This window comes from Novosphingobium mississippiense, assembly GCF_044029535.1.
GTDB lineage: Bacteria > Pseudomonadota > Alphaproteobacteria > Sphingomonadales > Sphingomonadaceae > Novosphingobium.
The window spans coordinates 1,059,990-1,086,482 of the sequence record NZ_CP147001.1; the positions used below are offsets into that span (position 1 = coordinate 1,059,990).

Here is a 26,493-nt window from a genome sequence, read left to right on the forward strand (position 1 = left end):
TGCAATCGTCTCCTGTCAGCCTGCCGTGATGCCCGCGTCGAGCGAGAGGCAGGCGCCGTGAAAGCCGCGACCGGCGGGGGAGGCGAGCAGCACGACAAGGTCGGCCACGTCTTCCACCTCGACCTGCCCGCGCAGGCCCGAAAAGCGCTTGAGCAGTTCGAAGTCGCACTCTTCCGGCGGGGTGAAATTGGTCGCGATATTGGTGATCATGCCGCCGGGCGCGACGGCGTTGATACGGATGGGTTTCTTCTGGAATTCCATCGCCATGGCCTTGGTCATGCCGACGAGGCCCCATTTGCTGGCGCAATAGGCGGCGGCATAGGCCTCCCCGATGTAGGACGCGCAGGAGGCGACATTGACCACCGCACCGTTCACTTCCAGCAAGTGCGGGATCGCCGCTTGCGAGAGGAAGAACGGGGCGTTGAGGTTGACGTCGATGGTCCGTTCGTACTGCGCCTGCGGCATCTGCGGCGTGTTGGCGAGGTAGATCAGCCCGGCAACGTTGCAGAGCGCATCGAGCCGGCCGAACTTTTCCACCGCATGGGCGATCACGGCGTGGCAGGCGGCGGGATCGGAAAGGTCGGTTACCTCGCTGCCGACGCTGCGGCCATGTGGGGCAAGCAGTTCGGTGGTTTCAGCCAGCCCGGCCGCGTTCACGTCCACCAGCCAGAGGTCGCAGCCCGCCTCTGCCAGTTTCAGCGCGGTCATGCGGCCGAGGCCGGATGCGGCGCCGGTGACGACGGCGGCCTTGCCGGTCATGTCCAGAGTCTTGAAGATCACGCTCATGGGGCGGGCTCCATTGCGGCCAATGCCGCGTCGAGGAAGGGATTGGCGGCGCGCGCCAAGGCATTATCGGGCGTGGTGATCGCGCCGAGCAGGTCCACGTCCTTGCGCAGCAGCTTGCCGCCATGGACAAAGGCGGTGGGCGATGGCAGACGAGCGTAGACTTCGAAACCGAAGCTGCGGCCGCTGGAGTGCGTGACCAGATCGGCCATTGCCGCGCGGTCGATGTCCAGCGTCTCGCCCAGCGAGAGCGCCGCATGGGCCAGGCCCATGTTGGCCGCCATCAGCGCGTTGTTGACGATCTTGGCGCGCTGGCCGGAGCCGACCGGGCCGAGCAGCACGATCTTGCCCGCGAAGCTTTCCAGCACGGGCAGTGCCTTGGTGAATGTCTCTTCGCTGCCACCGCACATGACGGTGAGCGTGCCTGCGGCCGCCCCCGCGCCGCCGCCGCTGACGGGGGCATCGAGCACGGCGATGCTGCGCGCTTCCGCTTCCTCCGCCAGTCGCTCGCAGGTCTGCGGCAGGATCGTGGAGTGGATGACGAGGACGCTGCCCGGCTTCATCACCGGCAGCAGTTGGGTGCAGATTTGCTCCACGCCCGCATCGTCCACCACGCACACGCCGATATGCTGGCAGCGTTTGCCTAGTTCGGCGATTGAGGCCGCACGATGCGCGCCCTTGGTGACGAGGTCGTCCGCAGCCTCAGGCCGTCGCGCCCAGACGGTCAGTTCGAATCCGGCCGCCAGCATCCGCTCCGCCATCGGCCCGCCCTGAGAACCGAGGCCGATGAAGCCAGTCGCGTGTCTGTCACTTGGCATGCCAGGGGAGCCCCTTCGCCACCTTGTCGATCATCTCCAGCACCACGCCCTGAATGCGCGAAGCCTTGGGCCACCCGGCATGGGTGCCGTACTGCAGGCAGAATTCCCGCATCTCCTCCGCCGAGCAGTTGCCGCTCGCCATCGCGGCGTGGATATGGCTGCGGATCGGGATTTCCGCGCCGGATTCGCAAACGCCGACCAGCGTGATCCACCGACGCGAAGGTTCGTCCAGCCCGCGACGGCACCACATTTCGCCGAAGACGAAGTTGTTGATGCCTTCCAGATAGGGCGTCGCCGGAGGGCCGGGCGGGAAGGTCATGACTTGCGCAAATTCGTCATGCCCACGCTGGCTGCGGACGTCCGGATCCCAGGGTTCGGGGCAGATCGCCGGCACATCGGCGGGCGGCAGACCCAGTTCTTCCGCCACGCGCGTCACGGCGCGGTCCAGCTTGCCGCCATTGCCCCAACCGGCATAGACGGCAAGGTGCAGTGCCGCCTCGCGCAGTTCGGCGAGCGTGAGGGTTTCGCTGGTCAGCGCGCCGCGCACGAAATCGTCGATCTGGCGATCTTCCAGGCCGCAGGTCACGGCGCTGGCGATGGCGACGAGAAAGCGCGGGCGGCGGGGAAGCCCCGGCCGTGTCCAGACTTCCGCGAAGACGAAATCGCGCCACGATTCCTCCAGCAATGTCGCCGGCGGACGGGCAGGGCGGGCGGTGACTTCAGCCTCGGTGGCAAGGCCACGCGCATTGCGCTCATCGGGTTGGAGCAGTGCCATTCTCGCTCTCCTCAATCCTGCAGGTTGACCCAGACGTTGCGGACCTGCTGGAATTCGCGCAGGCCCTCGATCCCGCCCAGGCGGCCGTGTCCGGAATGCTTCATGCCGCCGAAGGGCACGCAGGGCGTCATCGCCTCGCCCGATCCGTTGACCTGCACTTGCCCGGCCATCATCTGCCCGGCGACGCGGTGCGCGCGGGTGAGATTGGTGGTGTGGACATAGGCGCCAAGGCCGTAGTCGCTGTCGTTGGCCAGCGCGATCGCCTCTTCCACGCTGTCGAACGGGGTGACGACGAGGACGGGGCCGAACACCTCGTTGCGGGCGATCTCGCTCGCAGGCGTGACGCCGGCCAGCACGGTGATCGGATAGAAGTAGCCTTCGCCGTGATCGCCTTCCATCCGGGCGCCGCCGCAGAGCACTTCGCCGCCCTGTTCGACACCGCGCCGGACCATGCCGTCGATGCGATCAAGCGCGGTCTGGGAGATTACCGGGCCCATGAAGGTGTCCATTGCGAAAGGATCGCCCACCTTCACATGCGCGGCCATGGCCTGCAGCATCTGGAGATAAGGCTCGTAGATCGCACGCTCCACCAGCAGGCGCGTGCCGTTGACGCAGCCCTGTCCATTGGCGCTGACCGCTCCGGAAAGTCCGCGCTTGGCGGCCGCCTGAAGGTCCGCATCGGCAAAGACCACCACCGCCGATTTGCCGCCGAGTTCGAGGCCCACGGGCTTCAGTGTCTCTGACGCGCTGGCCAGGATCTTTTTCGCGGTAGCGCCGCTGCCGATGAATTCGATCTTGTCGATGCCAGGGTGGCTGACCATCGCCGCGCCCACGTCCGGACCGCCGGTGACGAGGTTGACGACGCCCGCCGGGAAGCCGGCTTCGTGGATGGCTTCCATCAGCTTCATCAGCGACCACGGCGCCAGTTCGGGCGCTTTCAGCACCACGCAGTTGCCGGCGGCGAGGGCAGGCGCCATGACCATCGTCGCGGCGAACAGCGGGCCGTTCCAGGGGACGATCACCCCCAGGGTGCCGTAAGGTTCGTACATCACGTAGTCGTGCGCGGGCCCGCCCCAAGTGGAGACGGTGCGCCCGTCGATCTTGTCCGCCCAGCCGCCGAAATAGCGGAACTTCTGCGCGGCATCGAGGCTCATGTGCCCGCCCGCGATCAGGATCGAGCCGTTCTCGGCGGTGAGCAGCGGGCTCATTTCCGTGGCCTTGCTCTCGATCACCGAGGCAAGGCGGAACATCAGGTCGCGCCGCTTGTCGCCCGGTAGCGCGCGCCACGCGGGCTGCGCCGCCTTGGCGGCGGCGACGGCGCGGTCCACGTCGGCTGGGCTGGCCAGGCGGATCTCGCGGGTGACGCGGCCGGTGCCGGGGTAGACATGGCCCCAGTCGGCGCCGCTTCCAGAGCGTGCGCGTTCGTCGCCGATGACCAGCGAAATCTCGGGAAATGCCGAGATGTCGGGATGTTGGAAGCCCATCCTCGTTCAATCCTCTCCAGTGGCGGCGCCTTCGGCCGCTCGGTTGTGGGAGAGGGTATGGGGCTAAATATACGTGGTCAATTGACTTGAATTTGCCGAAAATGTGCAGAAAATGTCGTGATATCTGGAATTCTATGCATAGTATTGGAGGGGAGAGTGGAACGGACACCGGGGCGGCGCAAGGGAACCAATCTGGTCGTCCGCACGACGGAGACGTTGCGCGACCGCATTTTCGCCTGCGCGCCCGGCACGCTGCTAGGGGCGTTGCACCAGCTCGCGCGGGAACTGGAAGTGGGCATCGTCACGCTGCAGCAGGCCGCGCGCGTGCTGGAGCACGAAGGCCTGCTGGAAGTGCGGCGCGGTCCCGGCGGCGGCTATTATGGCGCGCGGCCGGACGATGCCGCGCTGGAACGATCGCTGTCCTCGTACATGCGGATGCACCCGGCGGGGTATCAGGAAGCGTTGGACATGACGTCCTTGCTGTTCACCGAACTGGCGACGGCGGCCGCGCGGTGCACCGATGCGCCCCTGCGCGCGCGCCTGAAGGCGCTGGGCGAGGAAACCGCGCATTATCGTAGCATGGCGGAATTCGGTGAGTTCGAGGGGGCGTTCCAGGAACTGCTGTTCCAGATGGTGCGCCGCCCGCTGTTCGAGATGTTGACCCGTGTGACCTTGCACCACGCGTCCGGCGAAGGCGGCACGGTGGTGGAAATGGCGGGCATCGGTTTCGAAAACTGGCGGGAGGGCCGGCAGCGGATCATCGCCGCGATTTTGGCAGGCGATCCCGACCTCGCGCGGTTCGAGGCGAACCGCCAGAACCGTGCCGTCGTCATGGCGCACCGGGCCTGAAACATCCCGATTCGGGTCAAATTCCGCTCCGAGTCGCGGTCAGAGCGACGGGGAAATGTCAAAGTCTCCAACCGCGCCAGCCGCTTGCTGGCTGGGGAAAAAATCTTTGATCGAAGCCAAAATATAGCGTTCTTCCCTAAGGGAATTCAGTTAAGATGGTTTGTGCAGATCAACAGGGGCCGTTTGGCATATGTCAAAAGATGCACGTATTTATTCGATAGACGGTGGCGTACTTCCTGCACAATCCGACGCAAAAAGCTTGACGGATCAACTCGATCAAATTCTGAAGCTGCTGCATGCCGAGTTTCCGGAAGCAGCTGCGATAAGCCTCGACTTCAACGGCAAGCTTCATGTGCATATCGATGTTCGCAAGGGTGAAGACGTTCCTCTTCTGGAAGCCCGTCTTTCATTGCTGGAACAGGGCCGGTTTACTCAAATTGCGCGCGGCGCAACGCCGGGTCATCCTTTCTCGCACCGCATCAGCGCGCTGATCGCGGAGTAAGCCTGAAGAATATCGGGGCGTCGCAGCGAACGACGACGCCTGAAACGGATACAGGGAGTATTGCGAGCAAAACGCGCCTTCCCGCAAAGGGAGGGAAGGATGCCTGCAAGGCCACGCTCGCCGTCTTGAGGGATTGCCACCAGATCCGGGTGTGCCGATGATTCATCGGCTTCAAAGCGCGGGCAGCGATTGCTCCGCGAAGCCCCATCCGCGAAGCGATCCGGCGCGATCCAGCAGCGCGGCGGCATCGTCGATCGAGAAGGGGTGGGCATTCTTCGTGTCGGCCAGTTCGTCCCAATCGATCGGCACGGCGACCGGCGCTCCGGGGCGCGCCCGGGCGGAATAAGGCAGGACGGCGGTGCTGCCGCGCTGGTTGCGCAACCAGTCGATGAAGATGCGGCCCTTGCGCTTGGCCTTGCTCATGGTGGCCACATAACGGTCGGGTTGGGCCTGGCTCATGGCTTCGGCAAAGCGGTGCGCGAAGTCCTTGTGCGCATCCCAGTCATGGCCGAGTTTCAGCGGCACGACCACATGCACGCCCTTGCCGCCCGATAGCATCGCGAAGCTGACCAGGCCCAGATCGGCCAGCTGGCGCCGGATTTCCTGCGCGGCCTTGCGGCAATCGGCGAAGTCCAGCCCCTCGTCCGGGTCCAGATCGAAGATCATGCGGTCGGGCCGTTCCACCGTATCCGCGCGCGATGCCCAGCCGTGGAATTCGATCGTGCCCATCTGCACGCAGGTCAGCAGGCCCTCCACATCGGAAACATAGAGATAGTCCTCCGTCCCGCCGGCCTTTTCGTGGATGGGAACATGGTGGACGTGCGCGCCAAAGGCGCCGCTGTCATGCTTCTGGAAGAAGCACTTCTTGGCGCGCCCCTGCGGGCAACGGACAAGGCTGATCGGGCGGTTCGCCGCGAAGGGCAGCATCAGCGCGGCGATGTTCGCGTAATAGTCGGCCAACTGGCCCTTGGTCTGGCCGCTTTCGGGAAACAGCACGCGATCGCGGTGCGAGATGGCGATGGTCGGTTCCGCATCGGGCATGGGCTGGACCTTTTCCTGGGTGACTACGCCCGGCGGCTTGTCTTCGCGCAGGCCAAGGAAGCTGGCGTGGCGCACCCGGCCTTCGCCGGTGAATTCCGCAAAAGCCACTTCGGCCACCAGTCGGGGGCTAAGCCAGGTGACGCCGCGCGCCTCTGCCTTGTCCACGTCCAGCGGCGGGGTCTTGCGTTCCAGTTTGGCCATGCGCGCGGCAAGGTCTTCGAACAGCGCACCGTCGAATCCGGTGCCGACCTTGCCGCGATAGACCAGCGTCTTGCCACCGTACTGCCCCAACATCAGTGAGGAAAACGGCCGTCCCTTCGCGCCGGATTTCGACCAGCCCACCACCACGAATTCCTGACGGCGCGAACACTTCACTTTCACCCAGTTGCGCGTGCGGCGGCCGAGATAGGGCGCATCGATCCGCTTGGCGATCACGCCTTCCTGTCCCGCCGCGCACATCGTGCGGTAGAGCCGTTCGCCCGCGCCGATCACATGGTCTGCCACGAAGATCGGCGGTGGCGCTTCCGCCAGTAGCGCTTCCAGCCTTTCCTTGCGCTCTATCTGCGGGCGCGGGGCCAGATCTTCTCCGTCGACTTCCAGCAGGTCGAATGCGTGGAATTCCAGCGCATCGTTCGGCCCCTGCGTGCCATGTCCACGCTTCAGCACGGCCTGGAGGGACGAGAAATTGGGATTGCCGTCTTTCCCGCGCGCGATGATTTCGCCGTCGATCAGCGCCGGCGGCAAATCCAACGCGGTGAAGGCTGCGGCGATCGGGGCGAACTTGTCGGTCCAGTCCAGCCCGTTGCGGGTGTAGACGGCCACGCTGTCCCCTGCCGTCGCGATGAGGGCGCGATAGCCGTCGAACTTGATTTCGTGCATCCACTGGTTGCCGGTAGGCACATCGTCCACCAGTGTGGCCAGTTGCGGCTTGCGGAATTTCGGCGCTTTTGCCGCTTTTGACGGGCGACGCCGCGGCGATTTGGCCTTGGCTTCGGCATGTTCGGCTGCCTTGGCCATGGTCTCGGCGAAGGCCTTGCCCTTCTTGCCGGCAAGCGACTGGGTTCCCGCCTTGTCTGCCTCTATCTCGGCCATGGAGCGGCCCGTCAGCACGCTGGTCAGCCCTTCGTCCACCAGCCTGTCGCTCGAGACCTCGTGACCGTCGGCAACCTTGCGCAGCAGCCAGTTGTCGCGCTTTTCGCCGGGCCTCCCCTTCATGCGGACCAGCAGCCATTCGCCTTGCATCCGCTCGCCATGAAGGCGGAAATGGAGATGTCCCTCCTCAAGGTCCGCTGCGGATTTGCCTTCGATAGGCTCCCACGTGCCCTTGTCCCACAGCATGACCGTGCCGCCGCCATATTCGCCTTGCGGAATGCGCCCTTCGAAACCGGCGTAGGAGAGCGGATGATCTTCGGTGCGCACGGCCAGCCGCTTGTCATCCGGATCGGCACTGGGGCCGCGCGTTACCGCCCAGGACTTGAGCACACCGTCCACTTCCAGCCGGAAATCCCAATGCAACCGCCGCGCCGCATGTTTCTGGACGATGAAGAGGTTGCCGCCGGCGCTGCGTTCGGCCTTGCCCGCAGGCTCCGCGGTCTTCGCGAAATCGCGCTTGGCGTTGTAGGTGGCCAGCGGATCGGCGGCGGACTTGCGCGTGGCCATGGATCAGGCCCGCTTTCGCGGGGTCGATGTCTTGGGCGTGGCAGCCTTCTTGACGGCCGGCTTCCTGGCAGGCGCCTTCTTGGCCGAAGTCTTCGGCGCCGGCGTCTTCTTGGCTGAACCGCCTTCGCCGACCGACTTGCGTAGCGCGGCCATCAGGTCGATCACATTGCCCTTGCCAGTGGCGGCCGGCTCCTCGACATCTTCCAGCACGCGCCGATTGGATTTCGCCTTGGCCTTCCTGTCGATCAGGCGATGGAGGGCATCGATATAACGGTCATGAAATTCGGCCGGATCGAACGGTGCGGTCTTCTTTTCGATCAGCGTGGTGGCAAGATCCAGCAGGTCTCTGTCGGGCTTGGCATCGCCGATCTCGCGGAAATAGCCCTGCGCTTTCTTCACCTCATCCGCATAGCGTAGCACTTCCAGCACCATGCCGTGTCCGCAGGGCTTCAGCGAGACCAACTGCTCACGCCCGCGCACGGCCAACTGGCCGATCCCCACCTTGCGGCTGGCCCGCAAGGCATCGCGCAGGACCACATAGGCTTCCTCGGCCAGATCGTCGGCCGGGATGACGAAGTAGGGCTTTTCGTAATAGAGCACGTCGATTTCGTCGGCCTCCACGAACTGCACCAGTTCCAGCGTGCGGCGGCTCTCGATCCGCACGGCCTCGATCTCGTCATCATCGAGGAGGACGTAATTGCCTTTGGAAATCTCGTAGCCCTTGAGAATCTCTTCCCGATCGACCGGGCCCACGCCGGGGGCAACCTTTTCATAGCGGATGCGCTTGCCGCTGGGCTCATGGATCTGGTGGAACTGGATCGCCGCGCCGGATCGCGTTGCGGGATAGATCTCCACCGGGATCGAGACGAGCGCGAGCCTGATCTGTCCCTGCCAATATGCGCGTGCGGCCATTGCCCGGTCCTTTCGCGGGGATAAGCCGCAAGGGCCGGGCAGGGTTCCCGCCAGCAGTTGCGCGGCATGGCGTTTGCCGATCATGGCATTGTCGTCGAACCATCACGGAATGGTGATCCAGTCGTCATCTGGCCGAATTAGACGGACGGTGAAGGACCGGATATGATCATGAAATTGCAGGACGGGCGGCTAGGAGCGGATTTCCGATGAGTGCATTGCTTCTGCTCGCCGCCGCCGCGCTGCAACCGACAGCCGCCGACGTTTCCACGCATCAGCCCCCGCTGGCGGCGGAAGAACTGCGTCGTATCCCCGCAGAGGAAGCGCGTCAGGGCGTGGCGGCCGGGCACGGCTCTGTCTATGCCATCGGCGATCATGAAGTCGGGCGGTACAACGCCAGGACCGGACAGCGCGTGGCCCGCTGGAATGGCGATCCCGCGCGTTTCCCGCACCTCAATTCCTGCGAGCTGAACGGGCGGGATCTGGTCTGCGCCGCGTCGAACTATCCGAAGGTGCCCATGTCCAGCCAGGTGCTATGGTTGGACGCGACCACGCTGAAGCTGCGCCGCACCTATTCGCTGGGCCATGGCCATGGATCGCTGACCTGGCTGACCCGTCGCGATGGCGCATGGTACGCCTGCTATGCCAATTACGATGGCAAGGGCGGCGAACCGGGCCGCGATCATCGCCAGACGACGCTGGTGCGGCTGGATGACCGGATGCGCGAGACCGGGCTCTGGACTTTCCCCGACAGCGTGCTGGATCGCTTTGCCCCGCGCAGCGCCTCAGGCGGAAGCTGGGGCGACGATGGACTGCTTTACGTGACCGGGCATGACCGGCCGGAGATGTATGCGCTAAAGCTCCCGGCAAAGGGCAGCGTGCTGGAACATGTCACCACCATTGCATTGCCCACCGACGGGCAGGCGATCGGCTGGGAGCAAGGGCCGGCGCGCGTGCTCTGGTCCATCGAGCGCAAGAGCACGGAAATGGTCGCCAGCCGGGTTCCAGCGCTAAAGTAGCCTCATCCTGCATGTCGACCTGCGGAACGATCCGCATGGCGGCGTCATCGGAATAGCCTGCCCGATCGAGCGGGGCGTAACCGAACTGACGCCGTTCCATCATCACGTCGTCAATTCGTGCGCCTACCCGCGCAGATGGGCGGAAACCCGTGAGTGGGGAGCGACATGTTCGGTTATATTGGGGCGGGAGGAGCTGCGGGGGCGCAGCTGCTTCTCGCGACGAAGATACGTGCGTCGAATGCGCGGGTGGCGGGGGTGCTGTTCGCGATCGTGGCAGTCCTCTGCCTGCTGGCGGAGGCACTGGGCGGCCAGCCGGCAACGGCGGTTCCGCTGGCGCAGCCGGTTGTTTCCGCGGCGATGCCTGCGGCGGGACACGCCGACCTTTCGGTGATGACCTACAATGTGAAGGGCTTGCCCTGGCCGCTTGCCAGCGGGCGGCCGCAGGCGCTGGCGGCGATCGGTGACCGGCTGGCCCAGTTGCGGCGCATGGGGCGCCAGCCGCAGGTCGTGGTCCTGCAGGAGGCATTCATCCCCGAGGCGAAGGCCATCGCGCGGGCGGCGGGATATGCCCACGTCGTGGTGGGCCCGCAGGTGCGCGCGGCGCCCGACGCGGATCAGGCGGCAACGCGCAACTGGCTGCTGGGCGAAACCGGCTCCGCTCAGGTCGACAGCGGTTTGGTGCTGATGTCGGACCTGCCCATTCGCCGGATCGAGCGCGCCGCTTTCCCGCCGACCGATTGCGCCGGGTACGATTGCCTTGCCGCCAAGGGTGTGCTGGTGGCCGAGCTTGCCCTTCCGGGCGGCGGCGCGGTGCGCGTGGCGACCACGCATCTCAATTGCCGCAAGGCTTCGGGCACCAGTTCGACGCGCAGCGATACGGCCTTTGCCCGGCAGGCGGCATTTCTGGGCAATCTGCTGGCCCGGGATCGGGCGGACGGCGTACCCACCATTCTGGCCGGGGATTTCAATCAGGGTCAGCGTCCGGACCGCATCGCCATGCTGCATGGCGCGTTGGACAGAGTGCCCGGTGCGGATGGCGAAGATGCGCTGAGCCGTCGCTTCGGCGCCGATCCGGCGGGAATGGCGCGGCTTTCCGATGCGCGCTGGATCCACAGGAAGGCGCGCGACATGCAGTTCACCTTCGATGGCGGCCCCGTGCGGCTGGCGCCGGTGGGGATCGAAATCCCCTTCGGCACCGAACCGGACGGATCGATGCTGTCCGATCACATGGGCTACACCGTCCACTACGCCTTGCAGCTCGGCGGTGGACGGATCTGAAATCAGCGTGCGGGGGTGAAGGCCACGCCCGCACGTCGCAACGCTTGCGCCAGATCGCGTGCTTCCTCCGGAGCGTTCCAGATGTGGAATGAGGCACGCAGGATATTGCCGCGAAAATCATGGGCGAAACCGGCAGCGGACAGCGCTTCCGTCGCCCCTTGGGGGTCGTCGCAGACGAGGCAGAGCGTGCCGCTGCGTGCCGCCCAGTCGAGCGATTGGCGGGCCGCTTCCTCGAACGCGGCAATGCAGGCGCGGTTGTTGGCCCGGATCGGGGCCTGCCCGACTTCCAGCACCGCGCGAATACCCGCGGCCGCAAGCGCAAATGGCGCGATGGATGGCGTGCCGCCCTGAAACCGGCGCGCGTCGGTGGCATAGCGGAAGTCGCGAATGTCGAAGGCGAATGGTTCTTCGTGCGCGAACCAGCCGACATCCAGTGGTTCCAACGCGGCGATCAAGCCGCTGCGCACTTGCAGATAGGCGGCGCCGGGGCCGCCGCAGAGCCACTTCACGCAGGAGCCGATCAGCGCGTCGGCATCCCATTCCTGTGCCGGTATCGGCAGGATGCCGGCCGACTGGGCAAGATCGATGATCGACATCGCACCATGCCGCCGTGCCAGCGCGGCGATCTCCGACACTGGAGAGACGAGGCCGGTGTTGGAATGGACATGCATGGCGATCACCGCCGCCACCGATCCATCGAAATGCCGCTCCCAGGTGGCCGGATCGGATGGGTCTTCGCCGGCCGGGATGAAGCGCGCATGGAGGCCAAGGCGGGCCAGAGGGGCCAGCACGAAGCCGATCGTAGGGAAGGCCTGTTCGCTCAACAACACGACGTTCTTGCCGGTCTGCGGCTTCAGGCCGGAGAGCAGGGTGAACAGCGCAGCGGAAACGCTGGTCTGCGGGGCCACTGTCGCGGGATCGACGCCAAGAAGCCTGGCAACGGCGGTGCGGAAATCCTCGATGGTTTCCAGCCAGCGCGGCCAGGCGCCGCCGCCTGCGGTCTGCCACGGGGCAAGCATTCCAGCCTCCAGCGCGCCCATGGCGGCGCGCGGCAGGCAGCCGACCGAGTGGGCAAGGAGGTAGGGGCCGCCTTCCGGCAGATGAAACAGGTCACGCGCTTGGTTCATGCAGCGTCAGCCTTAGCCTCAGGATTCTTGGGCGCAATGCTGTCGCGCACGCGGCCGTAATCGTGGCCCCAGTCGTCCGTCATTTCCACGCGTACGTCCCACAGCGCCGGGAAGAAGCGATGCTTGGCGCCGGCCTGCAACAGATCGACGGAACGCCCCTTGAGCGAGGCCGAACCCATGCCGATGGAACGGTGGATCAGGAAGATGTGGTGCCAGCGGAACTTGCCGAACAGTTCGTCCAGCTCGATCAGCGCTTCGGCCAGGATGTAGGCTTCGTCATGCGCGAAGGCCTGGTCGTAGATTTCGCGCACGGTGCGGCCGACGCCGGAGACGTAAGCTTTGTCGAACGTATGCCAAAGCTCTGGAATGAAGCGCAGCAGCACGCGGAATCCGGGCGATTCCTGCCCGCTGCCGTTGCCGAGCTGCAGACGGATTTCCTGATATTCGCGCGGCGACATCGTTTCCAGCAGGTCCAGCTGGGCGGTCATCAGGCGCATCAGCCGATGGCAACGACCCAGCAGCGTATGGGCGCGCAGAGCCTGTTTGGCGGCGATGCATTCGTCGATGTCGAGCACGGTGAAAGCGATCAGCTTCATCCACAGTTCCTCGACCTGATGGACGATCTGGAACTGCAACTCATCGGCATTGCACAGCGCGTCCCACGGCTTCTGGCAGGCCAGCAGGCTGTCGGTCTTCAGGTAGACTTCGTAGTCCAGCGCGGCGGGCGCACCCAGTTGTTCGTAGACTTTCGCGCGGTCCATGGTCTCTCCCCTTCGTATTTCGTTCGAATGAGCACGATAGCAGCGTGACGGCGAAACATTGGACTTGATTGGACGGTGGTTGCGGGATTTTGGGGAACATAATAGATCAGACTGGCAAATCTGGAGAACGTTCGTTCCATGCCTGATCTCGATCCCGTGGACATGCGCCTGTTGCGCGCGCTGGAGCATGACGCGCGGCTGTCTTTCGCCAGCCTGGGCGAACTGGCGGGCGTCTCCAAGACGCCCAGCTGGAAGCGCGTGCAAGCGATGGAAAAGGCGGGCGTGATCGCCGGGTATCGCGCGATGATAGACCCTGCCGGCATCGGCCTTTCGACCAGCGCTTTCGTACAGGTTTCCATCGAGTTCGACCGGCACGAGGCGTTCGAAAGCGCCGTGCAGGATGAACCCGCCGTGCTGGCCTGCCACGCGACGGTGGGCGATTTCGACTACCTGTTGCAAGTCGCTACCGCCGGGGTTCCCGAACTGGACGACCTGCTGCGCAATCGCCTGCGCCGGCTGCCGGGCGTGCGCCATTTCACCACCACGCTGGCGATGCGCGACATCAAGCCGCGCGCCTACCTGACCGACGCGGCGGGCTAGGGGAGGCCGGAACCCCGCCCGTGCGGGGCATCCAGGTCTAGCAGCGGCCCTACCGGCACGATTCCGGTGGGGTTGATGGTGCGGTGGCTCTGGTAATAGTGGCCCTTGATGTGCTGGAAATTCACCGTGCCGGCGACGCCGGGCGTCTGGTAGATGTCCCGTAGGAAGCCCCGCAGCGCGGGGTAGTCCGCGATCCGACGCAAGTTGCACTTGAAGTGGCCGACGTAGACCGGATCGAACCGGATCAGCGTGGTGAACAGGCGAATATCCGCCTCCGTCATGCTGTCCCCCACCAGCCAGCGCTGTGTGGACAGCCGATCCTCCAGCCAATCGAGGCTGGCGAAAAGCTGTTCGAAGGCGTCCTCGTAAGCGTCCTGCGAAGTGGCGAAACCGGCCTTGTAGACGCCGTTGTTGACGGTGTCGTAGACGCGGGCGTTCACCTCGTCGATCTCCGCGCGCAGGGCTTGCGGGTAATAGTCGCCGGCGCAGGCACCAATTCCGTCGAAGGCGGAATTGAACATGCGGATGATTTCGGAGGATTCGTTGTTGACGATGGATCCGGTCTGCTTGTCCCACAGGATCGGCACGGTCACCCGCCCGGTATAGTGCGGATCCGCCTTGGCATAGACTTCGTAGAGGTAGCGCGCGTGATTGATCGTGTCGGGCACCACGCCGGGCGCGGGATCGAAGGTCCAGCCGCGCTCCAGCATCAGCCAGTTGACCACCGAAACGTCGATCATCGCGTCCAGCGCCTTCAGCGCGCGGACGATCAGGGTGCGGTGCGCCCAGGGGCAGGCAAGGCTGACATAGAGGTGATAGCGCCCGGCTTCGGCGGGAAAGCTGCGCCCGCCTTCGCGGATCGGCGCGCCGTCGGCGGTTACCCAGTCACGAAATGACGATTCCTTGCGCACGAACCGGCCGCCGGTCGATTTCGTATCGTACCAGACATCCTGCCAGACGCCGTCGACCAGCTTGCCCATCGTGCTGCCTCTTTTTCTGAACGGGGAAGGGGCAGCATCGGCCTTTTGCGGTGGCCTGTAAACCATTCCCCATAAAGCAAACCGCCCCGGCCAGCCGGATTCCGGCGGCAGGAGCGGTTTGCAGGGTGCGGCGCGTCGACGAGGGGGCGGGGGTGTGCGTCGGCGCGCCGCGGGCGGCCTGATGGTGAAGGGCTTTAGAAGCCGATCGCCACCGAGCCGCGCAAGGAGAGGTTGGTGTGGCCGTGGCGATCCTCAGCCGCCAGTTCGCCCATCATGGTCACGCCGATCGAACCGCCGATCGCGCGCAGGCGGGCGAACCAGCCGCTGGTGCCGTCGTCCCCTTCAAGGCGGAAATCCTGGCCGCCTTCGAAGTGCGCGGTGGTGGCGCCGATCCCGCCGCTGACCACTTCGCGCCAGCCGCCTTCGGTTTCCATCCGGAACCAGTTATCGTCACGCCCGGCCGCAGTCATGAAATCGACGCCCACGGTCATGCCGCCGTTCACGCCCAGCTCGTCGCTGGTGCGCGATGCCACGGTCAGGTCCAGCGCCTTGCCGCCGCCTGTTTCGGTGTAGCCGTCCTCCTTCAGGCGCACGTAGTCGACCGAGACGGCCGGGCGGAAGAACAGGTACTTGCCGCCGCCTTCGTAGGAAACGCCAGCCGCGCCGGTCACGAAGTTGCCGTTCCAACTGCCGTCGATCGTGCGATTGACGGCTTCGGTGCCGGCGGTGCCGCTGAACGTGCGTTCGCTGTCATAGCTGCCGCGACCGACGGAGGCGCGGGCATAGCCGGCCAGGGGGCCGGTCTCACCCCGCCAGTGGCCCGCGAATTCCCACGAGTTCGACTTGATCTCGCTGGCCGCGCCGCGCGTGTAACGGTTCCACAGGTACGAGACGGTGCCGCCGAAATAGCCCACGCCCGTCGCATATTCGCCGCCCAGCGACATGGCATAGCCCTGCAGGTTGTAGGAGGCGCTGTTGCCGGTGCCCTTGTCGCTGCCCCAGAACGAGAGGTTCAGGTGGGTGAGGAAGCGCGAATCCCCGAAGACCGGGCTCTGCGGGTCCTGAAGCTGGCGGATCAGCGTGCGTGCGCCCAGGCTGATGCCCTCGAACGCGCCACCGGCGTGATCGGGCAGCATCTGGCTGACATGTTCGCGGAACGCGTCGCCATTGGTATCGCCCAGGAACACCTTCTCCACGGTGGCGTCCTTGCCCAGCGCGGCGAATACCGCGTCATAGGCATTCGCCTGCGAGCGGTTGAGGCCCAGTTCCTGCACGGTGCGGCGCGCCACGTCGACCACGATCACGTTGGCGGGTGCATCCTCGTCCAGCGTGGCCTTGAACATGAAGGGCACGAGGTCGGTGGAGGCTTTCAGCTTGTCGCGCCCGGTCAGCGATCCGGCGGTGAGCACCTGATAGCTGCCCTCCGCGGTGGAAACATCGGCCAGCTGGATGGAGAGCTTTGCACCGTCCGCAAAGGCGGCATTGCCCGCTACGGTGTAGGCCGAACCGAGGCCCGCGGCCTTGTTCAGCGTCACCGCCAGCACGCCGTTGGCGCCGACATCCAGCGACCCGATCGAGGCCGGCTTGTTGAGGTCCAGCGTACCGCCGCCGACCTTCAGCGCAAGGTTGCCGGCATTGGCCAGCGCGCCGGAGAACACGGCACTGTCCGAAAGCGTCAGCGTGTCCGCCCCGCCGCCGAAATCGACCGTGCCGACATAGCGCGATGTGCCCGCAAGGCTCATCGCGTCGGTGCCCGAACCGAAGGTGACATTGCCCGTCTGCACCGCGTCGCCGGAGAGCGCGAGCGTGTCATTGCCGCCACCGAACGTGACATTGCCGGTCATGGTGCCATCGGCGATGGAAAAGGTATCGTTGCCGCTGCCCAGCTTCACGTCGCCGGTGATGGCAGGGGCGGCGAAGCCCGATGCCACTTGCGTCTGGCGGATCGTGACGCCGCCGGTGTTCGCCGAAAGATCGATGGCGATATTCCGGCCGCTGTCGGCCTTGGCGCCGGTGGCGGATATGGCGCCGCTGTTCTCGATCAGGTTCAGCGTGCCGCTGGAATCGCGGATGGCGACGGCGGTGCCGTTCTCGCCCGTTACCGCCTTGATCGTGCCCGAGTTGCGGACAGTGGGCATATTGGCGCCAGCGTCGATCTTCACGGCGGTGGCGATCGATGCGGCGGTGTTGCCGCTGGTGGCGGAGATGGTGCCGCCGTTCTGGACCTGCGCGGTGCTGGCGCCCGCGCCGAAGCGCATGGCAGTGGCGGCGGCGTCCTTCGATGTCGCGGCGACGGAGCCGGTCACCCCCACGCCGTTGGCGATCGTGACCTTGCCGCCCAAGCCGCCGATGACCAGGCCGTTGCCGTCCACGCCGGTGTAGACGCCGTTGCCTTCCACGCCGCCTTCGATCTGCAGGCCGAAGCCGCTGGCGGTGCCGGCCACCGCGCCGATGGCCACGTCGCGGTCGGCGGCGCCGATCACCATGGCTGGGGCCTTGCCGTAGGAAGCGACCTTGGCCGAGCCTTCCTTGGCATCGTCGATGCCGTCACCGTCTTCGTCGGCCTTGTTCGGGTCGGTATCCTTGGGCGGCACGGCCAGCACGATGCCGCCGGTGACGTTGCCGCCGATCACCAGAGCCGATCCGCCCTGCAGCAGGTCGTCGGCGTCCAGCTTCGACGGATCGGCGGGGGCGGTGTTGTAGCGATAGCCGGTCGAGGCGATGGTGCCCTGCACGACCATGGCACCATTGACGTCCCCGTCGAACCGCGCGGCCACGGCGTTCAGGCCCTGCGCGCCCACCGATCCGGCCAGGCGGACATTGCCGTTGATCGTGCCGGCCTTGACGCCCACCACGTTGTCGCCGCCCACGGTCGTGGTGCCGTCATGCGTGAAGTTGCCGGTCAGCGTGCCGCCGATTGAAATGGCGGTGGAATTGTTGCCTTCCACCGCGAGTGTGCCGCTCTGGGTGAGCTTGCCGGTGTGATCGCCCTCGATCTTGATGCCGGTGCGGTTGGAACCGATCGCGAAGGGACCGTCCAGATCGCCGTCCTTGTCGGTATCGGTGGCGGTATAGGTCTCGTCGATGGCGATGGTGCCGGTGTTGACGATATCGCCGCTGGTTCCGGCGACCACGCGGATGCCGGTGGCGCCGTCGGAATTGCTGATGGCGATGGTGCCGGCATTGGACACGGCATTGTTGCTGTCCATCGTGATCGCGGTACCGGAGGTCAGGACCACCGATCCGTCCTTGGTCACATTGATGGCGTCCGCCGCGCCGTTCTTGATGGTGGACGTAAGGAGGGGGGTGGTCTTCTTGGTGGTCACATCCTCGGCCTGTGCCGCAGTCGCCATGGCGAGCAGCGCAGTGGAGGCGAAGAGGTAACCGGGCAGGTAGCGAGGCATCGTCGTCCCTTCAGTTCGATTTCGAAGGGGAAGACGGAGGCTTTGGGGGCTGGCCTTGAAAATTTTTCGCGGAGTTTGGTTTACCTTCCGCAACACTCACAAAACTCCGTCATCCCCGCGCAGGCGGGGATCCCGATTGTTCCTTGCGGGCGTGGCGCGAAGGAAGCGGGGCCCCCGCCTGCGCGGGGGCGACGGAGTTTTGTTTTGATGCGGATGTGTCTGGCGATTGGGCCTTGGCGTACCGGGTGAGGTCGCCCGCAATCAAAACTTCGCGTCGAAGCCCAATCGCACCGTGCGCGGCCGCAGCGGCGTCACCTGCTCGCGCCCGGTGGCCAGCGGCGTGCCCAGTGCGAAACGATTGCCGCGCTCGTCGGCAAGGTTGGTCACGCCCAGCGTCACGCCATAGCCCGGCGTGCCCACGCGCACATCGAACCCGCTGTCCAGATAATCGCCTTGCAGCATGCCCAGATCCGGGCCGATGCCAAGGCGCGACTTGCCAAGGTAACTTGCCCAGGCATTGGCGGAGAGCGCCAGACCGTCGTCCAGATCGTGGTTCCACGCCAGCGCCGCGCGGCCGGCGAAGCGGGCGATGTTCGGCACCTGCATCTGCAAGGCATCCAGCGCACCGGCAGCGAACTGGTACTTCAGCGTGCTTTGCGGGTCGGGCTTGTCGATCCGGCTGTGGTTGAACGCGGCGCCGCCTTCCAGCCGCAATCCGGGCACCAGTTGGACGCCACCGGAAACGCTGGCCGACCAGACGCGGCCATCGCCGATATTGGCCGTGCTGGGCAGGCCCGCGCTGTCGGTAAAGTCCGCCTGAATATCCCGCCAGCGCGTGTAGGACAGGCTGACGGTCAGATCGAACGGGCTTACCCCGGCGCGGCCATGGCGCGCGCCGATCTCCACGGTGCCGGTGCGATCATTGCGGAAGCGGCGCACGTAGTCGCTTTCGATCGCGAAGCCGCCGGGGCGGAAGCCCTGCTGATAGCGGATGTAAAGCTGGTCCTGCGGCGAAAACTCCGCATGCAGCGCCAGAGAGGGGAGGAAGGCGGTAAAGTCCCGCTTCGCCGTCACCCCCTTCATCGCCATGGCATAGGCCACTTGCGGCAAAACATCCTCGCCATCGCCGCCCAGACGCGCTTGCGTGAAGCGGCCGCCGGCGGTTGCAGTGAAGGGGCCGCGCAAGTGCAGGCTCGCTTCGCCATAGAGGGTGAACTCGTCCACCGTGTTGCGCACGCCGGTTGCCGTGCTGCGCAGCGCCAGTTGCTCGAAATCGCGGGTCAGCGTGGTGCGATTGTGCGTGTAGCTGGCGCCGACCAGCCAGCCGAAACCGTGTCGCTCCGGCTGCCAGAGCCGGGTTTCGTGCGCGATCATGCGCGTGGCATTGGCCTGTTCGAACAACCGTGGAGGCCCATCGGGCTCGCTGGCGTCATAGCGCTCGTGCAGGTTCTGCCGCACTGCGCCGGTGGTGGAGCGCAGTTCCAACTCGCCGATCCGGCCGGAGATCACCAGTTGCCCCAGCGCATAGTCGGCGTCCGACCCCTCGCGCACGCGGGCGGAGTTTTCCAGCGGCTTGCCGTTGCGGTCGGCATATTGGCTGTCGTCCGCGCCGATCGACTGGGCCAGGCCCATGACGTCCACGGTCCAGTCCGGTGCCAGCTTCACGCGCAGCGCGGCGCGGCCTGCAAGCAGGTCGGTGCGGTTGACGTTCTTGCGGCCCAGCAGCGGCTTGTCGATATAGCCGCCGTAGCTGGCGGTATCGAACGTGGCGCGAAAGGCGATGGCGTCCGTCGCCACCGGCAGGTTGATCGTGGCGCTGAGGTCGGTGGAAGGCGCGCCGTGCTGCGTCAGCGCGCCGCCCAGGATGATCGAGCCGCCAGTGCGGTCGAACTCGGGCGGATTGGGGATCAGGCGGATGATCCCGCCCAGCGATCCCGCGCCGTAAAGCGTGCCCTGCGGCCCTTCCAGCACTTCCACGCGGGCAAGGTCCGACAGGCGCAAGTCCGGGTCCGGCGCGTTGTAGGTCAGCCGCATGTCGCCAAGGTACTGGCCCACCGTCGCCTGCGTCGGCCCGGTGAAGCTGGAATCGGCGATGCCGCGAATGAACAGCTTGTTGCGCCCGCTGCCCAGATGCGTGGAGGCGACGGTGGCAAGGCGGCGAATGATCTTCTCGCTGCCGCCGACGCCGCCCGCGGTCAGGCTGTCTCCGCTGAGGATGGTGACTTGCGCGGGCACCTGTTCCAGGCGCAAGTCACGCTTGGTGGCAGTGACGACGATGGCCTGCGGAGCCGGTTCGGGCGCGGGCTTTGGTGCCGGGCGGGGCGGCGGAACGGGTACGGAAAGGCGCGGCGGTGGCGCCGCTTCCAACCGCCACGCGGCCGGGCCGACGGGTACGGCGCGGGCTCCGGCCGCGCGGGCCAGTCGCGCCACGGCTTCATGCGTGGCCATGCGGCCGCGCAGGGCGGGGATGCGGCGGCGGGCCAATGCGGGGTCAGCGATGACGATGCTGGTGCCGGTCTGCCGTGCCAGTTCGATGGCGGCATCGCCCATGGCGCCTTCACGCGTCGCCACCGCTGCCATCTGCGCAGGCGCTTGCGCGGCTGCGGGAAGCGGCACGCCAAGAAGCTCTACGGCCGCAGCCGTCGCAAGAAGAAGCAGGGCCCGGCGCATCGGTTCAGGGGCGGCCGATCACCCAGACTTGCCCCTCGTGCCGGACCTGTAGGCCCAGCAGTGCGCCGATCATCTGCGGATCGTCGCGAATGGGGGTGACGAGGATGGAGCCGGAAACCGGCGTTTCCGCACCGGCCTGCGCGGCGAAGGCAATGCCCGTGGCGCGGGTGAGGCGCGCGGCCACTTCGGACAGTGGCGTGGCGTCGAACGTCAGGCGCCCATCGCGCCATTCACCCACTTCGCGGGCCGGTACATGGCCCAGCGTGACGTTGCCCGCATCCGCGACCAGCCGGTCTCCGGGGGCAAGGCGCAGGTTTTCCCCCTTGGGGTTGTAGCCCACCGAACCTTCGGCCACGCCGACGCTGAGATGCGCTCCATCCCGCGAAACGTCGAACACGGTGCCAAGGTCCACCAGCGTGGCGTCGCCCGCCTCGACATGGAACGGACGCGCGGCATCGTGGCGCACGGTGAACAGCGCCTGTCCCTTGTCGAGCACGGCGTAGCGCGGGTCCTTGCGGTCCAGCCGCACGGTAGTGCCGCCGGCCAGATCGATGCGCGTGCCGGTTTCCAGTTCCACCGTGCGCATCTGGCCCGGCGCGGTCTCCACCGCGTAGATTTCCCGCGAATGGGTCTGCCAGAGCCACACACCGCCCACCAGCGCGAGCGAGGCGGCAATGGCGCTGCCCAACCAGACACGGCGGGCGGGGTGGGTGACGGGAACATCGTCGATCACGTCGTTCGCCGGCAGGGCGGCGGCGGCTTCCACCGCGTCGATCACGGCGGCGTTCACTGCGTCATAGGCGCGGGCGTGTGCGGGATCGGCTTCCAGCCAGAGCATGAAGCCATCCCAGTCGTCGAAACCGGGCTCGCCGGTCCGCACGGCCCAGCGGGCCGCTTCCTCGCGGATCATCTCGTCACTCATCACGCGCTCCTTCTGCGTGGATGACGGAGACGTGGGCCACCAGCCTCATCCGTGTCGTTCCTTCCATTCGCCCAGCGCCCGATAGGCGAGGCGAAGATCGCTTTCCACCGTGCTGAGGCTGACGCCCAGTTCGGCGGCCACATCGCGCTGGGGCATGCCGTCTATCCGGTGGCGGCGGAACGCGCGGGCGACGCGCGGGCCCAATCCGTCCAGCACGCCCATGACTTTGGCGGCTTCCTGCATGGCGGCGACGTGGCGCTCTGGCGAGGGTTCGGGGGCGACGCCGGCGGAGGCGTCGGTATGGCTGTCGCTCCAGTCGCGGTCGCGCTTTTCGGCCTGGCGTTGGGATCGGTAGCGGTCGATCATCAGGCTGTCCGCCGTGCGCATCAGGTAGGACAGCGGGGCGGCGACGGGGCCGGACTTGCTGGCGGCGATGCGCAGCCAGACCTCGTGCAGCAGATCCTCCGCCGCGTCGCCCGCGCCGCGTGCGCGCAGGAAACGCAGCAGCACATCGCGGTGCGCGAGGAATGCCGCTTCAAGGCCGGCACCGGGAAAGGGCGAAGTCACGGGGATCTGGTCGGTTCTTGTAGTCGCGCGCCCCAGATAGACGTTCGCGCGGGTTAGGGGAAGAAGGCGCGCATGCGAAAAGGGCGGCTCCTTGCGGAACCGCCCGTTCGTGGTCTGATCCGAAACTGTGTTTCGTATCAGACTATTCAATCGCGGCCCTTGCCGAAGGCGACGATCTGCAGCAGGCCACCGGCCATCGCCACGTTCTTGAAGAAGTGGATGAACTGGTTCTGGTCCGCGAAGTTGTTGTGGAAGAACAGCGCGGTAACCAGGCTGAAGACGGCCAGCACAGCGGCCACGGTGCGCAGGCGATAGCCGGAGATCAGCACCAGTCCGCCGACCACTTCGATCAGCACCGCACCAGCAAGTGCGACGATCGGGAAGGGCAGGCCGACCGAGCCGATATAGGCCATCGTCGCGGCGGGGGCAGCCAGCTTGGACAGGCCGGAGAGGACGAAGATCGCGGCGATCAGCACGCGGCCGACCAGCGGCAGGGTGCGGACCAGGCGGGTTTCGGTGTCGTTTGCGGCAGTGTTGGCGATGGTGTTCATGGCGGTATTCCCTACTTTTTCGGTTGCGGGGCGCCGTTGTTTCCTCTTGCCGGCGTCCTTCGGTGAGCAGGGAATGCCGTGAATTCAGGTTTCGGAAAATCCGGATAAGTTTGATCGATTTGTTCTGAAAAACAGAAAAGTCGGTCAGCCCGCGTGCGGTGTGGCAGCTGCGGGGTGGCGCACGCAGGCCAGCGTTGCGATCAGCACCACGAACCCGGCCAGCGCCAGCGGCGCGGAAAGGCCGTGGTGAGAGACCATCACTGCACCCACGGCAGCACCCGCAAAGATCGCGAAGATCGCGCCCAGGCGGCGAAGCAGGTTCGGCCCGGAGCCACCGGCCATGCGCGAATCGGCGGCGATGCCGGTGATGGTTAGCGTCAGCACCGTGGTGGTGAGATCGGGCACTTTCAGCTGACGGATGGTGGCGTTGCGAAATCCCATGGCTACGGCGGTCAGCGCGATGATCGCATAGAGCGCGGGCGTGGGCGAAAGCGTGGTGGGATCGTAGTCCAGCGCCACCCATGCGGCGATCCACAGCAGGCTCGCCTCGATCAGCGCGGCCCAGGTCAGCCAGTGGCGCAGCGGGCGGGGGGATAGCGCCTTGCCGGTGCGCCCGGCGATCAGCGCGCCGCCGATGAAAGCGGCCAGCGCCACCAGGTAGGGGGCGATCTTGAAGCCCGGCGTGCCTGCGGCCGCAAAGCCCAGGAACACGATGTTGCCGGTCATGTTCGCGGTGAAGACCTTGCCCAGGCCCAGCACGCTGACGGCATCGACCAGCCCGGTAGTGGAAGAAAGCAGCAGGAGCAGGCCCGGCAGCGGACTGGAGGGAATTTTGGTAACGGGGGTGTCCACGGGAGGTCTCCTAGAAACGGAAATTGCTTTCGAGGCCCAGCATGCGAATGGTTTTCGCAGATCCGGTCTCGCGAATGAAGGCGCCCGGCGCAAAGGCCGATAGCGAAGCGGAAAGTTCGAGTTCGGCGGTGGCCTGCCAGGCGATGGTCGCTTCGGCTTCCTTGCCGACGAACTTCGCGCGGCTGTCTCCGGCGTCGCGGATCAGGTTGCCGGGAATGTCGTAGATCCCGTCCTCCCGCGAATAGCGCCAGTAGGCCATCGCGGCGAGGCTGGCCGAAATGTCCGGCGCAAGCTGCATGCCGAGCGAGGAATAGGCGTTGACGATGTTGTAGGGGCCGACCGGAGAAAGCTCTCCGAAATACTTGCCCTTGGGAAACATCGCATTGAACGTGCCAAGGCGGTTGTCGGTCTTGCTGCCATCGCCGCTGACGACATTGACGCGCATGGTCAGGTCCGGCGCCAGCGGCGCGGCCGGGAAGGCGTGGCCGAGTTCGGTGCCCAGCGTCCAGGCCGAGATCGGGCCATTTGCGAAGCGGCCGAACTGGTAGACGCCCTCGACATTCCAGTGCCAGTCGTCCTGCGTGCCGTGCCAGCGCGCGCCGAGGCTGTGGCGGGTTTCGGTGCCCTCGCGGGTGCCCCAGTGCGCGGCATCGTTGCGATAGCCGAGGTAGTAGAGGTCGAGGTCGGGCAGCGCGGCATAGGCGCCCCACAGCGACTTATCGGGCGAGGTGCGGTCATTGAAGTCGCCCTTGCGCGCCTGCACGGGGCGCACGGCCAGCAGGCTGACTTTGACCGCGCCCACCGTCACATCGCCGCGTACGCCATCGAAGGCGAGCGGCACGTTGGGGCCATAACGCGTACCGATCAGCCGCTCCGTGCCGAGCGAGAGCATCTGTCGCCCGCCGCGCAGGGTGACGGGTCCAAGGTCGGCCTCGGCAAAGCCCTGCAACAGGTCGACACCGCTGCCGTCCACCGGACCGGGCGACGGAGCGACGCCGATCGAGGTGGAGGCGATAGGCTGCACGAAAGCGCGCAACTTGCCGACGTGAAGGTCTGCATAGGGCAAAGCACGCAGCCAGACGTAGCTGTCGTCCGGGGCTTCGGCGCTGCCCCAGAGGTTGTTCGCAAGGTTCTCGTTACGCGCGCGCAGTTCGATGCCGGTGGAGAGCCAGACGTCGTCGCCGATGGGCACGTACTTGAACTGGCCGGTCCAGTGGTGGCCGCGCTTTTCGGCGTCGGCAAGGTCCGACCAGTCTTCGTCGTAGCGGGTGATGGAGAGAGTGGGCGCCTGCCAGGCTTCGGTGGGTTCGGCGTGGGCCAGTGTGGGGGCTAGTGCGGGGGCAAGGCACGCGGCCAGCAAAGTTGCCGCCGAAAATGCCGTCTTTACGCTTGGTGTTCCCCCGAAGCGGGGCCCCCGCCTTCGCGGGGGCGACGAGGAATTTTGGGCGTACCCAACGGAAGATTTAGGCACGGCTCTTGGCCCGGTGGGCAAGGATCGCCACGAGAATGAAGCCGCCGACAAGGCCCATGTGTTCGAAGAAGGCATTGGTGGCGCCGAAGCGCTCGGGCCCGGCCGGCATGGCCCAGAAGGCATTGGCGACAAGCGCGGCAAAGAACGTGAACACGCCCAGCATTCCGGCGCCCAGCCAGACGAGGCGGTCGGTGAGGATCAGCAGCGGGCCGATCAGTTCCACCGCGATGGTCAGCGCGGCCCAGAGCGCGGGCGGGGTCAGGCCGAAGTGGGCCTGTTCGGCCACCGCGCTCGGCCAGTCGGTCAGCTTGGCAAGTCCGCCGACGAGGTAGGCGCCCACCAGCAGAAGGCGGGCGAGGAACCCCGTCGGCGCGAAGTCCAGCACCGATGCGATGAGTTTGGGAGTACCAGTGCTGGACATGGCTCTTCTCAGTTCACTTCGCCGGAGTGGATTTCGGCGATGTAGCCGCCCGGGAAGCGTACGATGGCGGCCTGTCGCTTGCCCGTCGTGTAAGGCGCGACCAGCGTTTCCACGCCTGCGGTCGAGGCCTTGGCAAGCGTCGCATTGAGGTCGCCAACGGCATAGCCGGTCATGTCGCGGCCGTAGGGCCAGGGCAGTTGTCCGTCCGAGACGTAGACCACCATGTTGCCGTAGCCGCTGGTGATCGCAACGCGGCGGATGGTCTTGCCGGGCTCCCCGATTTCGGCGCCATTGGCGGCCTTGTCATCGGCGGTGACCTTGGCATGGGCAAAGCCGGTCCAGCTCTTGATGAACGTGTCGGCGGCATCGACGGTCAGGTAGATGCGGTTTTCCGGCACGGTTTGGAGCGGGGCATAGCTGGGCTTGGCGGTGTGCCAGTAGAGCTGCATGTTCACGCCGCCCGGCCACTGGATCACCGAATCCCGGCCGATCGGATCGGGGAAGGTTTCCAGACGGCGCACCGCGCCGTGGCCGATCGCGGACTTCACTGCGGCATCAAGATCGGTGACCAGATAGCCGGTGCGCTCGTCACCGAAGGGATAGGGGATCGGCGTCTTGAAGCCGAAGACCGACACGGTACCGGCGGGAGTCAGCACCAGTTGCGACTTGGTGAGGCTCTTGGTCGGCGTCACCTGGAATTCGCCCTGCTTGCTGGTGGTACCGCCGAAGGTGGCGACGAAGCTGGCAACGAAGGTGTCGAACTGGTCCTGCGGAACGTAGACGTGCGTGGTGTCGTACTGGGCACCGACCGCATAGTCGGCCGCCGGCTTTTCAGCGGCGAAAGCGGGCGTGAGGGTAGGGCTCGCGACCAGCATGGCGGTCGCGATGATCAGGGTGAAGCGTTTCATGTCCGTGGCTCCGATGGGGGGAGGGCTGTGCCGCTCGGTCGTTGGTGCAAAACCTGTCTAGGCGGTGACCGACGATCTAACGATCCGAATAATATCGACCAATATGTTCGAGATTATGGAATAGTAGCGACACGGCCCCTCC

Annotated in this window: 23 protein-coding genes; 5 read left to right on the forward strand and 18 right to left on the reverse strand. The window is 66.0% G+C overall.

Features of this window, described 5'->3' with window-relative positions:
• Window positions 1-15: 15 nt before the first annotated feature.
• Genes WBP06_RS04995 through WBP06_RS05010 form a run of 4 tightly spaced genes read right to left on the reverse strand, consistent with a single transcriptional unit; the run spans window position 16 to window position 3,860 of the window.
• Window positions 16-786, reverse strand: coding sequence for an SDR family NAD(P)-dependent oxidoreductase (locus tag WBP06_RS04995; protein WP_395332463.1), 771 nt, complete (start codon window positions 784-786; stop codon window positions 16-18).
• Window positions 783-1,601: an NAD(P)-dependent oxidoreductase gene (locus WBP06_RS05000; protein WP_395332465.1), complete on the reverse strand. Its 819-nt coding sequence runs from the start codon at window positions 1,599-1,601 to the stop codon at window positions 783-785. The genes WBP06_RS04995 and WBP06_RS05000 overlap by 4 nt, the downstream gene beginning before the upstream one ends.
• Window positions 1,591-2,376, reverse strand: a complete 786-nt coding sequence (locus WBP06_RS05005; RefSeq protein ID WP_395332467.1) for a carboxymuconolactone decarboxylase family protein — start codon at window positions 2,374-2,376, stop codon at window positions 1,591-1,593. Before WBP06_RS05005 ends, WBP06_RS05000 begins: the two co-directional genes overlap by 11 nt.
• 11 nt (window positions 2,377-2,387) lie before the next feature.
• Window positions 2,388-3,860, reverse strand: a complete 1,473-nt coding sequence (locus WBP06_RS05010) for an aldehyde dehydrogenase family protein (RefSeq protein WP_395332469.1) — start codon at window positions 3,858-3,860, stop codon at window positions 2,388-2,390.
• Window positions 3,861-4,016: 156 nt separating this feature from the next.
• Between WBP06_RS05010 and WBP06_RS05015 the strand changes: the two genes are divergently transcribed.
• Together WBP06_RS05015 and WBP06_RS05020 are read left to right on the forward strand one after the other, a co-directional pair.
• Entirely contained in the window at window positions 4,017-4,709 is a 693-nt protein-coding gene (locus tag WBP06_RS05015; protein ID WP_395332471.1) for a FadR/GntR family transcriptional regulator, read from the forward strand.
• Between the two features lie 190 nt (window positions 4,710-4,899).
• Window positions 4,900-5,211, forward strand: a complete 312-nt coding sequence (locus tag WBP06_RS05020) for a hypothetical protein (RefSeq protein ID WP_395332473.1) — start codon at window positions 4,900-4,902, stop codon at window positions 5,209-5,211.
• Between the two features lie 171 nt (window positions 5,212-5,382).
• On the opposite strand, the gene ligD is transcribed toward WBP06_RS05020, so the two are convergent.
• A complete protein-coding gene (ligD, locus tag WBP06_RS05025; RefSeq protein WP_395332475.1) occupies window positions 5,383-7,911 on the reverse strand; it encodes a DNA ligase D in 2,529 nt (842 codons plus the stop codon).
• 3 nt (window positions 7,912-7,914) lie between these two features.
• Window positions 7,915-8,823 (reverse strand): Ku protein, encoded by a 909-nt coding sequence (locus tag WBP06_RS05030; protein WP_395332477.1) that lies wholly within the window; start codon window positions 8,821-8,823, stop codon window positions 7,915-7,917.
• A 206-nt stretch (window positions 8,824-9,029) separates the two neighbouring features.
• On the opposite strand from WBP06_RS05030, the gene WBP06_RS05035 reads away from it, so the two are divergent.
• Both WBP06_RS05035 and WBP06_RS05040 read left to right on the forward strand, forming a co-directional pair.
• Complete coding sequence (locus tag WBP06_RS05035) at window positions 9,030-9,839, forward strand: hypothetical protein (protein ID WP_395332479.1); 810 nt, start codon at window positions 9,030-9,032, stop codon at window positions 9,837-9,839.
• 165 nt (window positions 9,840-10,004) lie between these two features.
• Window positions 10,005-11,117: an endonuclease/exonuclease/phosphatase family protein gene (locus tag WBP06_RS05040; RefSeq protein WP_395332481.1), complete on the forward strand. Its 1,113-nt coding sequence runs from the start codon at window positions 10,005-10,007 to the stop codon at window positions 11,115-11,117.
• Window positions 11,118-11,119: 2 nt separating this feature from the next.
• Here WBP06_RS05040 and WBP06_RS05045 read toward each other — a convergent pair whose 3' ends face one another.
• Together WBP06_RS05045 and WBP06_RS05050 are read right to left on the reverse strand one after the other, a co-directional pair.
• Window positions 11,120-12,244 (reverse strand): aminotransferase class V-fold PLP-dependent enzyme, encoded by a 1,125-nt coding sequence (locus tag WBP06_RS05045; RefSeq protein ID WP_395332483.1) that lies wholly within the window; start codon window positions 12,242-12,244, stop codon window positions 11,120-11,122.
• Entirely contained in the window at window positions 12,241-13,005 is a 765-nt protein-coding gene (locus tag WBP06_RS05050) for a tryptophan 2,3-dioxygenase family protein (RefSeq protein ID WP_395332485.1), read from the reverse strand. The genes WBP06_RS05045 and WBP06_RS05050 overlap by 4 nt, the downstream gene beginning before the upstream one ends.
• A gap of 138 nt (window positions 13,006-13,143) precedes the next feature.
• Between WBP06_RS05050 and WBP06_RS05055 the strand changes: the two genes are divergently transcribed.
• On the forward strand, window positions 13,144-13,605 hold the full coding sequence (locus WBP06_RS05055) for an Lrp/AsnC family transcriptional regulator (protein ID WP_395332487.1): 462 nt from the start codon (window positions 13,144-13,146) through the stop codon (window positions 13,603-13,605).
• Here the strand turns inward: WBP06_RS05055 and WBP06_RS05060 are convergent.
• The 10 genes from WBP06_RS05060 to WBP06_RS05105 all read right to left on the reverse strand — a co-directional run bounded on the left by WBP06_RS05060 (window position 13,602) and on the right by WBP06_RS05105 (window position 26,351).
• Window positions 13,602-14,585, reverse strand: coding sequence for a glutathione S-transferase family protein (locus WBP06_RS05060; RefSeq protein WP_395332489.1), 984 nt, complete (start codon window positions 14,583-14,585; stop codon window positions 13,602-13,604). The two genes, WBP06_RS05055 and WBP06_RS05060, sit on opposite strands and share 4 nt — an antisense overlap.
• Window positions 14,586-14,779: 194 nt before the next feature.
• Window positions 14,780-17,989: an autotransporter domain-containing protein gene (locus tag WBP06_RS05065; RefSeq protein WP_395332491.1), complete on the reverse strand. Its 3,210-nt coding sequence runs from the start codon at window positions 17,987-17,989 to the stop codon at window positions 14,780-14,782.
• A 261-nt stretch (window positions 17,990-18,250) separates the two neighbouring features.
• Window positions 18,251-20,659 carry a TonB-dependent receptor gene (locus WBP06_RS05070; RefSeq protein ID WP_395332493.1) on the reverse strand — a complete coding sequence of 803 codons (2,409 nt, stop codon included), beginning with the start codon at window positions 20,657-20,659 and terminating at the stop codon, window positions 18,251-18,253.
• Between the two features lie 4 nt (window positions 20,660-20,663).
• Window positions 20,664-21,581, reverse strand: a complete 918-nt coding sequence (locus tag WBP06_RS05075) for a FecR family protein (RefSeq protein ID WP_395332495.1) — start codon at window positions 21,579-21,581, stop codon at window positions 20,664-20,666.
• A gap of 45 nt (window positions 21,582-21,626) precedes the next feature.
• Window positions 21,627-22,148, reverse strand: a complete 522-nt coding sequence (locus tag WBP06_RS05080; protein ID WP_395332497.1) for an RNA polymerase sigma factor — start codon at window positions 22,146-22,148, stop codon at window positions 21,627-21,629.
• A 146-nt stretch (window positions 22,149-22,294) separates the two neighbouring features.
• Entirely contained in the window at window positions 22,295-22,699 is a 405-nt protein-coding gene (locus WBP06_RS05085) for a DoxX family protein (RefSeq protein WP_395332499.1), read from the reverse strand.
• Window positions 22,700-22,843: 144 nt separating this feature from the next.
• Window positions 22,844-23,551, reverse strand: a complete 708-nt coding sequence (locus WBP06_RS05090; RefSeq protein WP_395332501.1) for a YoaK family protein — start codon at window positions 23,549-23,551, stop codon at window positions 22,844-22,846.
• A gap of 10 nt (window positions 23,552-23,561) precedes the next feature.
• The gene (locus WBP06_RS05095; protein ID WP_395332503.1) at window positions 23,562-25,097 is read right to left on the reverse strand and encodes an alginate export family protein; all 1,536 of its coding nucleotides are present in this window, start codon (window positions 25,095-25,097) and stop codon (window positions 23,562-23,564) included.
• Complete coding sequence (locus tag WBP06_RS05100) at window positions 25,015-25,443, reverse strand: DoxX family protein (RefSeq protein ID WP_395332505.1); 429 nt, start codon at window positions 25,441-25,443, stop codon at window positions 25,015-25,017. The genes WBP06_RS05095 and WBP06_RS05100 overlap by 83 nt, the downstream gene beginning before the upstream one ends.
• Before the next feature lie 8 nt (window positions 25,444-25,451).
• Window positions 25,452-26,351: a glyoxalase gene (locus WBP06_RS05105; RefSeq protein ID WP_395332507.1), complete on the reverse strand. Its 900-nt coding sequence runs from the start codon at window positions 26,349-26,351 to the stop codon at window positions 25,452-25,454.
• Window positions 26,352-26,493: the final 142 nt, after the last annotated feature.